This is a genomic window from Cytobacillus firmus DS1 (assembly GCF_000565285.1).
Lineage (GTDB): Bacteria > Bacillota > Bacilli > Bacillales > Cytobacillaceae > Cytobacillus > Cytobacillus firmus_A.
The window spans coordinates 1-12,187 of sequence record NZ_APVL01000010.1 but is presented as its reverse complement, the minus strand read 5'-3'; the positions used below and the strand labels follow the sequence as shown (position 1 = coordinate 12,187).

General features: G+C 37.4%; 11 protein-coding genes and 1 pseudogene. 7 read left to right on the top strand and 5 right to left on the bottom strand.

The window, feature by feature from the left end:
• Positions 1 to 125 precede the first annotated feature (125 nt).
• Together PBF_RS14015 and PBF_RS14010 are read left to right on the top strand one after the other, a co-directional pair.
• A complete protein-coding gene (locus PBF_RS14015; protein ID WP_152539681.1) occupies positions 126 to 2,342 on the top strand; it encodes a hypothetical protein in 2,217 nt (738 codons plus the stop codon).
• Between the two features lie 282 nt (positions 2,343 to 2,624).
• Positions 2,625 to 3,611 carry a LysM peptidoglycan-binding domain-containing protein gene (locus PBF_RS14010; protein WP_035330464.1) on the top strand — a complete coding sequence of 329 codons (987 nt, stop codon included), beginning with the start codon at positions 2,625 to 2,627 and terminating at the stop codon, positions 3,609 to 3,611.
• 46 nt (positions 3,612 to 3,657) lie between these two features.
• Here PBF_RS14010 and PBF_RS14005 read toward each other — a convergent pair whose 3' ends face one another.
• On the bottom strand, positions 3,658 to 3,849 hold the full coding sequence (locus PBF_RS14005; protein ID WP_035330463.1) for a CsbD family protein: 192 nt from the start codon (positions 3,847 to 3,849) through the stop codon (positions 3,658 to 3,660).
• Between the two features lie 121 nt (positions 3,850 to 3,970).
• Positions 3,971 to 4,750 carry a hypothetical protein gene (locus tag PBF_RS14000; RefSeq protein WP_051488880.1) on the bottom strand — a complete coding sequence of 260 codons (780 nt, stop codon included), beginning with the start codon at positions 4,748 to 4,750 and terminating at the stop codon, positions 3,971 to 3,973.
• A gap of 539 nt (positions 4,751 to 5,289) precedes the next feature.
• Here PBF_RS14000 and PBF_RS24940 point away from each other — a divergent pair.
• The 4 genes from PBF_RS24940 (at position 5,290) to PBF_RS13985 (ending at position 8,253) form a co-directional block, all read left to right on the top strand.
• Positions 5,290 to 6,450 (top strand): hypothetical protein, encoded by a 1,161-nt coding sequence (locus tag PBF_RS24940; protein WP_051488879.1) that lies wholly within the window; start codon positions 5,290 to 5,292, stop codon positions 6,448 to 6,450.
• 89 nt (positions 6,451 to 6,539) lie between these two features.
• Entirely contained in the window at positions 6,540 to 7,691 is a 1,152-nt protein-coding gene (locus tag PBF_RS13990) for a hypothetical protein (protein ID WP_035330461.1), read from the top strand.
• 24 nt (positions 7,692 to 7,715) lie between these two features.
• Positions 7,716 to 7,841, top strand: coding sequence for a hypothetical protein (locus PBF_RS27035; RefSeq protein ID WP_268745119.1), 126 nt, complete (start codon positions 7,716 to 7,718; stop codon positions 7,839 to 7,841).
• Between the two features lie 25 nt (positions 7,842 to 7,866).
• Positions 7,867 to 8,253 (top strand): M67 family metallopeptidase, encoded by a 387-nt coding sequence (locus tag PBF_RS13985; protein ID WP_268745118.1) that lies wholly within the window; start codon positions 7,867 to 7,869, stop codon positions 8,251 to 8,253.
• 69 nt (positions 8,254 to 8,322) lie between these two features.
• Here the strand turns inward: PBF_RS13985 and PBF_RS13980 are convergent, their stop codons facing one another.
• Positions 8,323 to 9,030 carry a galactosyltransferase-related protein gene (locus tag PBF_RS13980; RefSeq protein ID WP_051488878.1) on the bottom strand — a complete coding sequence of 236 codons (708 nt, stop codon included), beginning with the start codon at positions 9,028 to 9,030 and terminating at the stop codon, positions 8,323 to 8,325.
• A gap of 138 nt (positions 9,031 to 9,168) precedes the next feature.
• Here PBF_RS13980 and PBF_RS13975 point away from each other — a divergent pair, with 138 nt between their 5' ends.
• On the top strand, positions 9,169 to 9,849 hold the full coding sequence (locus PBF_RS13975; RefSeq protein WP_035330460.1) for a class I SAM-dependent methyltransferase: 681 nt from the start codon (positions 9,169 to 9,171) through the stop codon (positions 9,847 to 9,849).
• Positions 9,850 to 9,903: 54 nt separating this feature from the next.
• Here the strand turns inward: PBF_RS13975 and PBF_RS13970 are convergent, their stop codons facing one another.
• The gene (locus PBF_RS13970) at positions 9,904 to 11,658 is read right to left on the bottom strand and encodes a heparinase II/III family protein (protein WP_035330459.1); all 1,755 of its coding nucleotides are present in this window, start codon (positions 11,656 to 11,658) and stop codon (positions 9,904 to 9,906) included.
• Positions 11,659 to 11,706: 48 nt separating this feature from the next.
• Positions 11,707 to 12,187, bottom strand: a pseudogene (locus tag PBF_RS26145) (glycosyltransferase family 4 protein); the annotation flags it as partial.

Genomic DNA, 12,187 nt, shown 5'->3' with positions numbered 1-12,187 from the left:
AGCGGCCCCCAAATGGCTGTCAAGGTTTATTCCCTCCGAGTTTATGTATAAATCCCAGGTTAATACTTGATAATCCAGGCCCTATCAGCTGTGAAGGCACCATTACAGGAAGAGTCATTTGTGACTTGGTACCAGTCTCAGGTGTGACTGTTCAGCTTACCAGCTCTTTTGCCGGCGTAATTTTCGAGGATGATACCCCTGTAACAGATGAAAGAGGAAAATTTTCAACCACCGTAACTGTACCAATAAACACTCCAATACAACAAGGCGTAATAATAACTGCTTCAGCAACTGTTAATGAAATTGAAGTATCAAATTCATTAACCACCAGTGCCGGCTGTGTGGCATGCAGAAATCCTCGGATAACACTTATTACTCCTCAATGGGTTGTTGGCTGTGCCGGCGGGCAATTAACAGGAGTGGTTACGTGCGATAACGTGCCCGTTCCGAATGCGTCGGTTTCTTTTATTGTATCAGATCCGAGAAGCATTATTCTCGAGGAAAATCCTACAACAACAAATGCCAATGGTGAATACTCGATTGATTTTGCACCGGTTTTTGGAATAACCGAAACGGTAACCATTAGCGCAAGAGCTACGGTTGGAGGAACGACAGTCGAAACAAACCCTCAATCGGTGGATCTGAATTGCCATACCTGTGTCAATCCTGTTATTGATCTCTTTAATCCTGGCCAAATCAGCTGTTCCGGGCTAATAAGAGGGCGCGTTACTTGTAATGATTTACCTGTTCCCTACACGATTGTTAATTTAAGAGGATCTTCTATACTGCGGTTCGCTGATGACAATCCCAGAACCGATGTGGATGGCATCTTTGAAACTTCTGTAACCATTCAGAGAGGGACAGAGATACAGGATGTAGAAATTAATGCATCAGCAATAGTGAATGGCAGGTTTGTTGAGGATACAGAGTTTACGAGGGCTGGATGTGTGGAATGCAGAAATCCTTTATTGACCATACTCACACCTGCTGGTACAGTCACTTGTAATGGAGCACCTATTACTGGAAGAGTCACTTGTGATGGAGAAGGCATTGAGAATGTGACTGTATCCTTTAGGGTGGAATCGGCTGCGGGCCCTGTATTCGTTTTACCGGATGTAACAGATGCTGGAGGATTCTATTCTACACGAATAACACCTGGTTTTGGAGCAGCAGGCAATGTGACTGTTACAGCCTTTACTACGGTTGGAGGAATCCCTATTGAATCTCCAACCCGTATTGTATCCGTTGATTGTCCAGGCTGCCGGATAGAGCTTAATAACCCGGGGCCGATCAGCTGTGAAGCATTAATCACAGGCAGGGTTCTTTGCGGACAAAACGAGCCACAGCCTGGTATTACAGTTACTTTATCTACACCGGCAGGCAGTCCTTTAATATTTGATGATGAGAATCCTGTAACAGATGCAAACGGAGTTTTCTCCAGCACAGTTAGAGTGCGTTTTCCGACTCCGCAGACAGAAGGATTGGAATACACAGCTACAGCTGAAGTTAATGGAGATATCATATCAAACACCAATAGGGTCAGAGCAGGATGTATCGAGTGTGAGAATCCTCTCTTAACGTTGAATGTCCCAGGAGGTGTAATAGGATGTGACGGCGCACTGCTTACAGGCCGCCTAACTTGTGAAGGAGAAGGTCTTCCTAACTTTGCGGTATTTATCGATATTATCTCTGGAGCTCAGGATGTATTCTTTATTGAGAATCCTGCGATTACCGGGCCGGATGGAAGTTTCAGTTCCCGTATCCTTCCGGCACAAGGAGCGACAGGCACAAGAACAATCAGAGCACGAGCTGAAGTAGCCGGCCAGGAATTCCATTCTGCTTCAAGAATAATTAATGTGAATTGTCCTCATCATGATTGCCCTTGTAAATTTAATCTTAACACTCAAGGCGGTGCCCAGCCGGGTGCTAGGATTCGGGTTACCCGTTTTGGTGTTCAGGAAGATTTAATAGGACAAATGAATATTAACGTGCTTGAATGCGGAGCTAGCCAGAGCGGAGGATGTAATCCAGCAAATGATAATTTCAACTTTATATTTAACGCCAGCAATGGGGATGTATATAACTTTACCCAGGGAAGAAGACGGTTCATCAGTTGTGGAGATAATTTTAGAAGGGCAACCGTGGTAGGCACCATCCGCGGAAGAGTAAACAATGGGCCATTCAGAGACTTTGAAGTTACCATAACGGTGACACTTGATCCGGTAACTAAAGTGGCTGAGTGGGAAATTCTTGCAACTGACGGAACTGCGACGCAGTTTGAAACCATCGTGCCGTGGCGTGCGCAGGCAACTCCGCAATCTTTTATAGCAGACTGTGAATAAATAAGGTGTTTAGAAGGTCAGCCTGAGAGCTGGCCTTTTACTATGTCTAGAAATACTTTAATTTAGAATTTTTAATATTTATATGTAAAACATCCTGGTTTTTATCAAGGGACAGAAATATTAACGTGCATTAATTAGGAAAATATGTCTATTAATTACTCGAATAAGGAAAATACATGAATTTATTATAAAAAAACCCAGAATCACCATTATTTTTAGATAGGATTTTACTAGAATTATTACTAATATTAGGATGTCAAAGAAATTTAAGGAGTGTACAACTTGAAGAAACAACTACTTACAATGGCTGCGACAGCTGGTTTTTTGATTACACCGTTCAATGGAGAAGCAAGTGCTCATGAAAATAAATATATCGTTCAGTCTGGTGACACATTATGGGGAATCTCACGCTCTAACAATCTTTCAATTGAAGAGTTAAAGACTTGGAATAGTATCTCAGGTTCGACAATATATAAAGGACAAGCCCTGAATCTGCTGTCACCGCACAGCCATAACGGTTCAACAAGCAGCCCGCAAAGCACTGCAGTCAGCTACACAGTGAAATCAGGCGATACTTTATGGGGAATTGCAAGAGATCACGGCCTTTCCGTCAGTACAATTAAGAGTCTGAACGGAATCAGCAGTGACACAATATATCCAGGGCAAAAGCTGCGAGTTAAAGGTTCTGCTCAAGGCACTGCACCTTCTGCTCCTGCAGGCACTGGATTTTACACCATCCAAAGAGGAGACACTCTTTCAGGTATTGCATCTCGCCATAACTTATCGGTTTCACAACTAAAGGCAATGAACAACCTTTCTTCTGATTTGATTTATGCCGGCCACACACTGAAAGTATCTGGTACTGCTGCAGGCAAGCCGGCAGAATCGCAGGTGGCATCCCAATCGACTTCGAAGGTGAATGAGCTGGTTGCTGAAGCAAAGAAATATATTGGCTCACCTTACGAATGGGCAGGAAGCACTCCTGCCGGATTCGACTGCAGCGGCTACCTGAACTATGTATATGGTAAAGTAGGAATTTCTATTCCGCGTACTGTAGCTTCCATTTGGGAAGCAACAAAACATGTTGCATCACCAAGAGTGGGAGATTTAGTATTCTTTGAAACTTACAAATCCGGCCCATCCCATGCCGGAATTTATCTTGGCAATTACAAGTTCATTCATGCCGGTTCTTCTCGCGGTGTCGAGATCAGCGATATGAACAATTCCTATTGGAAGCCTCGTTATTTAGGGGCAAAAACAACTTTTTAATTAAAATAAAGTACTCAACGCTAATACGCGCTGAGTACTTTTATAATTAATCTCTTCGGTCATTGAATGTCTTTGACAGTGCTTCCTTTGCATCTCCCCATTTTTCCTGTGCCTGTCCTTTTACTTTATCCATATTTCCTTCAGCTTCTTTGGATTCATTATTGGTCAGTTTACCGTATTGCTTTTTTAATTCACCTTTTAATTGATCGGCATTTCCATTTGTTTGATCTCTGTTCATAAGTAACTCCTCCTCGAATAATGGCTTTCTTCTTTTTACCCCAAAAAAACGATTAAAAACACCATAAAGCAGTTAGCTGTAAAAATAATAAACACGCCCGCAATATGAGGCGTGTGAATGGTCAATCATTATTTACTTTATTTTCAATCAAGGAAATCTTTTTTTCTAATTGGCGTAAAAGTTTTAAAGCCTTTTCAAGCTCTTCGTCTTTTTTTTCAAATTCCGAAATAAAATAGTTCAGCTTATTAGTTTCTTCATTATTCTCTGTTCCGCGGGGATAAACCATATTTCCTTCATTATATGCTTTAATTTCTTTCCTTAATTCCTCCATGCTGGATTCGGCAGCAGCTTTATATCGGGCAGCCCTATGCAGCTCTTCCTGAAGGATCCGGTTTTCCTTGTGCAAATCCCGCCTTTCGCCAGAGTATACCTCCTCATTAGGAGTTTGTAACTCCCTATTAAGATTTGATTTTGTCTTTAAAGCCTTTAAATGTTCATTTTCTTTATATAAGTCCTCTGCTTTACAGTACATCTCCCAATATGTTACCTCCAGTTCATAAATACGTCCCCATAAGCTGTTAATCAGGTCTTTATCTTCCTGAATGATTAGCACATCGACAGGGTTCTTTCGGCTATCGATCCGGCACAGAGAGTCCTGCATAGTATACATATAAGATCTTTGCCTTAAATTTTCTTCCGTTAACAGGGCCAATTTCTTTCTTAAGGTATCATTTTTCCTAATCATTTCCTGATTCTGCTCATCGATGTCCTGAATTCTTTCTCTGTGTTCTTTTTCAAAATCTGGAATGAGCATAGACTGGTACTTTGCCAATTCCGATTTAAGATGGATAATCATTTGCTGCAGCTGAATGTCTTTATCGGGAGTATGGTTGCGAAGCATATTCATTCTCCTTTCAGAAGAGCTTATAACTTTATTTTATGTATGCAGCCCTTAATGTTTCATTAAATTAAAAAAAGACATGAGGGCCCTCATGTCTATGGAATAAATTATAAAGGTTATCATTGCAATGATCCAATTCGTGTGATAAAAATCCGTTCGTCAAATACTCATTGAAAATCGGCTGGAATTTCGTGTATTGCTCTGAAACGCCATTCGTGGATCCAGTATTATAGAAAATCGACTTTTAGTTGTCATTTATTATTAAACTAGCAGAAATATCCCTATTCATTTAATAGTGAAGCGAAAGGAAAGATTTAAATCAGTAACCTTTCTTACTTCTACTATATGCCGTGTGTAAAGAAAGGACAATGGCATTTACCCTATAGAGAACCCATTTATAAAAAAATAGACTCTTTTACTACTTTTTTAAAATAGGTTCTTTTTTTATAAAAATAGGTACTTGTTCTATACCAAAACTGGTTTCTTTCCATAGGATATAGTGTGATAAAAATACTCATTAGAAAGAAAGGAAGGAAAACATGAAGAATAAGCGTAAAACGATTAAAGGTTCACAGCCAACGCCGACACCAACGCCGATTCCGATTGATCCAAATGATTTAGCTCCAGAATGTATCTTTGTCGAGAAGGTATATGACTGGGTATTCTTTGCCAACAAATATGAAAACAAGAATTTCATACCTGATGAGGGATGCCGAGCTGCAGTCGCTGCTGCTTTGGCTGCGGGGCAAAGAGTAGATGTGCGCTGTTCAGCTGATGTAGACGATGTCCAATCTTCTGCAACAATCCTGGAACACGGAAATCCTGGTCGAGTATTAATCGTCTGGACAGTTCCAGTTGATGTAACGATCCTTGTAAATGGTGCGTCAGTTTGCACATTCACTGTCCGCACGCAATTCACTGATGAAATTATGCTGTGCGTACCAACTGGTATTACAGAAGATAATATCAGATTAAGAGCTTACCAGGTAATCTGCCAAACTTCTGGTGCTGTACTAATGGGTCCAGATCCATTTGGACCAATGATTCCAGTGAGAGTCGTATTATGTAAGGACGTTCAAGTACACTACCCTGTAAAGCTTGAAGTTCTAGCAAAATTCTGCTTCCCGCGTCCAAATAATATTCCAGTGCCAAAACCAAGAATTCAGTGTGATCTAAACCTGCTTGAATTCCCGCCGCAATGTCCGGGGTTATTCCCAGTAGCAAACTGTGAGTGCCAGGCTACGGCTATTACAAGAGGTGCTGCTACTACTGGTATTTTTGCAGGAGGTACAGTTGAAGTGGAAGGAACCTCTACTATTAGAGCAGAAATCTGCCAGGAGTGTTCACTGGGTGACAGCACATTCTCATACTCCTTCACAGATACTGAATTTACAGGTCCGACACCTACACCAACAGAGCCAGATTACAGCTTTACATTTACTCCTGAGTCATTCAACCAGCCAGAATGTGGAGACGGCAGCTTAACGGTTTCTGGAGTAGGTATTAGAGATTGGGATGGAGAAACGGATAGATTTGCATTCACTCTAGAAATCTTTGAAGGTTTAGGAGAAGGATTTAACCTTGTTCTAAGAGACATCACTACTGGTACGATTGTATTTGACAGCGGTGATGTTGATGCAGCCGTTGCTATTGAAGAGTGCGAGACTTTTGCTGACCTTTTAGATAACTTGGATGACTAATCTTAACAGGAGGGGAGTTGCTTCTCCTCCTTTTTAAATAATTTATTCATATAAAGAAATACATAATAATCGAGATAGGAGGGAGATGGATGCCAGAGAATAGTACTTTACAAAATCAATTAGCCGGCGCAAAAGAGAATATAAATACTTTAAAGGTGCTTTTGGAAGAGATGAGGAAAGATCGGGAAGCCATAAAAAATGTGGCGGAAAATGCAATTTTCACCGTGATTTCTCCTGCTTTTTTTTCTCTAAAAGATGAAATTTTAAAAATGAAATATACAGCTCTTCAAAGGGAAGCAAAACTTAGAAACCTTGCATATGAGAAAGAACTAGAGATAAATAAATTAAAATCAAAACAGATAAATTTCAATCAATATGCTATTCATATCGAATATTTAAATAAGAAGCTTAAAAATTTATCAGATGCTAAAAGCACTTATAAAAGCCATCCTATCAAAAGCAATAAGAAAAAAGTCGAAGGTGAAATACAGAAGACACAAATATCCCTTGCAGAAGTATTCAGCTGGTTAACAGACTTTTATGACATTAAAACTATAATAGAGAATTCAATAAAACATATAGACCAATTGCTTGAAGAAATTGAGCATACTGGTGTAACACACAGACAAGAAGAGTCCGATCTGAATATGAATATTATAGGAAGGTGGTTGAAAAAAATGGGCTGGTTATTTTTTAGTAAAAAGAAGGAGGAGCAGTATAAAGCAAAACTTACTGAGCTGCAGGAAGTAATTTCTCAGTTGAGAGATGAACTTGTGCATTATAAAGGAACATTCGAAGAAGTCTATGATCGATTACTGGAAAAGGAACATTCTGAAAAAGAATTTAAAAACAGCGTAAAGGAACTAAATGATATTTACCGTCAGTTTATTGAAATGGAAAAGAAATATCATTCAGAGTCGGAAGAACTCAATAACATGCTGGCTAAATATAGAGAAAAGGACATAAAAAGTCAAAGAAAGATCGAACAATTAGAATCAGAGCTGCATGAAATGCGCTTAAAAGAAAATGAAAAACTAGTTAATGAAGAATCTGCTGAAAAACCTGCAAATCCGAAGGAAGCTAAAATGCAGCATTCATCTCAAATGAAAAGATCACCGCAAGTAAAAAGAAAAACGGAGATTGAAAGAAACCAAGATTTTGAAAGGCATGGATCGCTGCCTGTTCCTCCACAATCAGCAACAACAATGTTTAACCCTTTTAAATATTCGAAAAAACAATAGTGTGAAGACAAGGAGTGTATAGGGATGAAACGTCAGGAAATTCAGGAAATGTACAAGAAAGCAAAATCGGTAGCTGCTGGCAGCGGCAGAAAGAAAAAAGCAGCTGCTAAACCGGAACAACCCCAATATAAAAGGTGCTGCGGAAGATAAATTCCCTTTTAGCAGTGGAATTCGGTTGCCGAGGAAATTATACTTTCAAATGCTGGGTCATGGTGAAAAAGAATTGCCCTATGAAGCATGCGGGTTATTATCAGGTTCAAAGGATTCTATAAAGACAGTATGGAAAGCGATTAATAATCAACGAAAAAGAAACTCTTTCGAAATAAATGAAGCACAGTTCACCTCAATTTTGGCGGGAATAGAAGAAAAGGAGGAATGCTTTGTGGGCATCTACCACTCGCATCCAACAGCACCACCTGTTCCTTCAAGAGATGATATTTGTCATGCTATTCCTGAAAAAGCTTACATTATTATTTCATATGCAAAGAAAAAACCAATTTTAAAATGCTATAAAATCAATAATGGTAAAGTACAGCCAATCAGAGTTATTTTAACTGATTAACCTTTCCTATATCCCATTCTAAAACCATTTGCTTCCTACTAGAACGGTCAACTTCATGATTGACCGTTCTTAGCTTTTACCCCTTTCCTGTATGATCTTTCTCATTTCTGATTTATTTCCCTGAGCATTACAATACCTGAGGGCCAATTCAAAATTTGTATGATAATTTCTATTATCAGATGGTTTAGAACGGGGATGCCAAAGATGATAGATACTTTGATCAACCCTTTTATAATGGCCACAGAAAGTATTCATTGCAGCTGCAAAAGCATCATCTTCACCTCCCCAGCCTTGGAAGCGTTCATCAAATCCACCTGCAGCTTCAAAGCATTCGCGCTTTAAAATATTTAACCCTCCAACGGGCATCACATTTTTTGTTTTTCTCTTTTGGAATTCAAGGTTTGCTAAAAGCGGCCAGGAAGGATTTGTCTGCAACACGCGATTCGTACTCACTCTAGTAAGATCCAATACATCATTATAGGGGATAATCCAAGGGTAACTGTCTAACATCTTGATTGCTTTTCTTAATAATCTGGGGTTGATAATGATATCTGCATCTGCAATAACTATAATAGATCCTTTTGCATTCTTTGCTGCTTCATTTATTGCCTTAGATTTATTGAATGGTGCCTTTGAACGTGCAATAATCTTCTCAGCAGATGGAAAATATATTTCGTAATACTCCCGAATCCAGTTAAATGCTTTGTCTCTTGGTCCTAAATCAGGATGAAAGGGAATGATAACTGATATCATGAGATCACCTTGCCATTTTTTCATTATATTATGCGTACCACCCGTCGAATACCACAGTTTAATCGTACTTTAGGCTTGTATCGCTTTTTTCAAAAAGTCCACGCTTAACAACTACTCATGCATAATATATAGAGAGAACATGGTGTAAGGCAGGTGTAGCGAATGAATAGTAATGATGATCGTATTACAGAGGCTTTTAATGGGAAACTCGGAGTAAATATGCAAAGGAAAACGAAGAAAAGAGTGGATTGGATCATTGATAATACGAAAGGAAACAAGATTTTAGATGTTGGTTGCAGTCAAGGTATAATTTCAATGATTTTGGGAAAGAAAGGAAAAAATGTAATCGGAATAGATATCTCAGAAAAAGCTATTAATTTTGCCAAAAGTTTGATATTAAATGAAGAAAAAAAGATAACGAATGTTGAATTTTTCACTAATGATTTTATTAGGGAGTTTGAAACTTCAGATAAATTCGACACTATTATTATTACCGAGGTGCTGGAACATTATAATAACTCGTCTCCATTTCTATCTAAAGCTTATAAATTTTTAAAACCTAAAGGGCAAATTCTGATAACTGTTCCTTTTGGAATAAATGAACATCCAGGTCATCTAAGGACATTGTATTTTGCAGAAATTTATAAAGAAATGTATCCGTTGTTTCAGCAGGTTGAAACATTCATAGTGGAAGACTGGATTGCATTTAAAGGGGTAAGAAGGAAGGAAATAATAAATAAAACAGACGACATACAAGTTCCTATCAAACTTTTCGAGGAAGTAGAAACAGCCTTTGTTAGAAAAGAAAGGACAATGTTGAATCAAATAAAGCAAAATAATTAGGAAAAATATTTTACGATTCTACGAAAAAAGAGCAGGTATTATCAACTGCTCTTCCTATCTGCTTTTTACAATTTTATTGTTTGAGAGCGCATTCCAAGTGTATACTGAATCTGATTTATGGTTATACTTGCAGGAAATCTTTAAAGTATTATTATCTATCTTAGTAATTGTATGGTCTATTATTTCATCATTATTATTACTAGTAAATAAAATACTGGTCAAAAAAACCATTTCTCCGTGCTTACCGGTCTCATTTATGAAGGATAAGTGATTAGCTGGCTTCAACTCTCCAAACTTCTCAGATGCTAACCCTCTTACATTTTTTTTGTCATTATAAAAAAACTGATAATTCCTTACAGGAATATTCTGAATGATAGTTACTTGATGATTGCTATTTTTAGCTGTAAACAAAGTACGGTACTCTGATAGATCTGCAACGGAAAAATCCCCATTAATATTGAACGATTGATTAAATAAATTTATTTGTTTAGCTGAATTGTTTGCTTTATCTATAATGATGATTAAATTTGGTTTTATATATATAAAGTATCTGACTAATTTTATTTTATTATAAAGATAGTTATACATTATTACATATTCAAATTCAGTTTGTAATTTGTATTCATGAATTCCGGTTTTAGCCGGATTATTTAAAGGGTAGTTGCTTTGATTTAAACTGATTGTATTATGGGCAAGAACTGATTTTAAATAATTGCGAAATTTGTCATTAGGAACATAATTATATTTTCCGCAGTCGATAAGGATGTCTTTATTATCATAGAATACTGTAAATGATAGATCATCAAAATGTTTATGGCTTAAATTTGTATACCCTGATTTGAGAGATATATAGCATCTATCGTTTTTAAAAAAAACCAGGCCAGTATTTGGATATACAATTGATTTATTTTTATATTTAGCAGGAAACTTTTGAACCTCAGTATCACCGATTAAAGGGAGCGACTGATCAGGTTTGAGCATTTCCTGGTGGGCATTTATAGCTTTTTTAATTTTTATTCTAAATTCTTCTCTTAAGAGATTCTTGGCAATTATTCCATTATATTCCAAGAAGTGGCTGGATTGAGAAAATAAATCAATATTGTATTTATGGTAAAAAGGTGAATTTTCTACATTTATGCTCTCTTCATTAAATGCTTTCCTAAATTGCTTAGAGAGCCGCTGTAATGCTTTATTCTGCCAATTCTGTGAGAAATCATGACCTGCAAACAGGCAGGAGATTTCAAGGAGAGCTCGATCCTGAATAACTCCGTGATTATTGTTGACATAATTTGAGTCATTACTAAGAAAATTAGCATAATTAATAAGAGAGTCAATCACTTTAATTTTTGCGTGTTGCGGGAGAGTTAAGCCAGCTTGCAGGCAATGCTGAAGCAATTCAATGAGTGTAATTACCCTATTGGATACTGAGAATTCATACCATACTAAAGAATCATACTTATTTAATTCACCTGTATTAAGCCAGCTTATCATTATCTCAATGCCTTTTAATAAATATTTTTTGTTTTTTGTATATTCAAATGCATTATTAAGATAACCAATGGGCTGCAGTCCATATAAATATGACTTATATGTGTTTAAGTTCTGTGCTGATAATTTCCACATATCATCAATATTGTGAATGTGATGTACAGGAAAGTCTTTAGAAATATAGATATGGTTGTCCAGTATTTGATCGCCTGCTGATTGAGCGTCTTTTCCCCTTAAAGAAGTCCTCCTGAAAAAATATTTTAACTTAACCTTTAATATATTCAGTTTTTCACGATCGTTTATACTTTTTGGGTTTATCATAATACTTCTCCCTCCGCAAGTTGCATTGTATTGTCCTGTTTCAGCTGATTAGGAGGTTAACAATTTTTCGATTTCCGGCAGCAGTTTGCTCTTTTCGAAATTCTTTAAAACAAAATTCTTCGTTAATGTTTGAATTTCACCAGGATTTATTTTTTTGTTAATGATTTTAACTGCTTCATCTATTGTTGTGAAAATGAATGGAGGTGGGTAAAGGTCTGAAGCGCCATTCCAATTTCTTACGACAGGAACTGCACCTGATGACATTCCTTCAGCAACTGATAAATGGAAACTTTCAAAGTCGCTTGTTGAAAGAATGTACCCAATCTTACGATACCAATCGGATAAATCATCGCTCCAGCCTTCAAAATGTATATTTTTTTTGCTAGGGAGTTTTTCAATATATTTAAAAAGGGAGTCATAAAAAATTCTTTCTTCATTTTTATTTTTAATCCATGAATAGTCATAAGGATGTTTCCCCTTTATATATATGTAAACGCTAAAATAAAAGTTGACCACTTTAGCGCAATTC

Bases quoted from the DNA above. Each gene is read 5' to 3' on its own strand.
- PBF_RS14005 (WP_035330463.1), bottom strand. From the start codon at position 3,849: ATGAACAGAGATCAAACAAATGGAAATGCCGATCAATTAAAAGGTGAA.
- PBF_RS14000 (WP_051488880.1), bottom strand. From the start codon at position 4,750: ATGCTTCGCAACCATACTCCCGATAAAGACATTCAGCTGCAGCAAATG.
- PBF_RS24940 (WP_051488879.1), top strand. From the start codon at position 5,290: ATGAAGAATAAGCGTAAAACGATTAAAGGTTCACAGCCAACGCCGACA.
- PBF_RS13990 (WP_035330461.1), top strand. From the start codon at position 6,540: ATGCCAGAGAATAGTACTTTACAAAATCAATTAGCCGGCGCAAAAGAG.
- PBF_RS27035 (WP_268745119.1), top strand. From the start codon at position 7,716: ATGAAACGTCAGGAAATTCAGGAAATGTACAAGAAAGCAAAATCGGTA.
- PBF_RS13980 (WP_051488878.1), bottom strand. From the start codon at position 9,030: ATGAAAAAATGGCAAGGTGATCTCATGATATCAGTTATCATTCCCTTT.
- PBF_RS13975 (WP_035330460.1), top strand. From the start codon at position 9,169: ATGAATAGTAATGATGATCGTATTACAGAGGCTTTTAATGGGAAACTC.
- PBF_RS13970 (WP_035330459.1), bottom strand. From the start codon at position 11,658: ATGATAAACCCAAAAAGTATAAACGATCGTGAAAAACTGAATATATTA.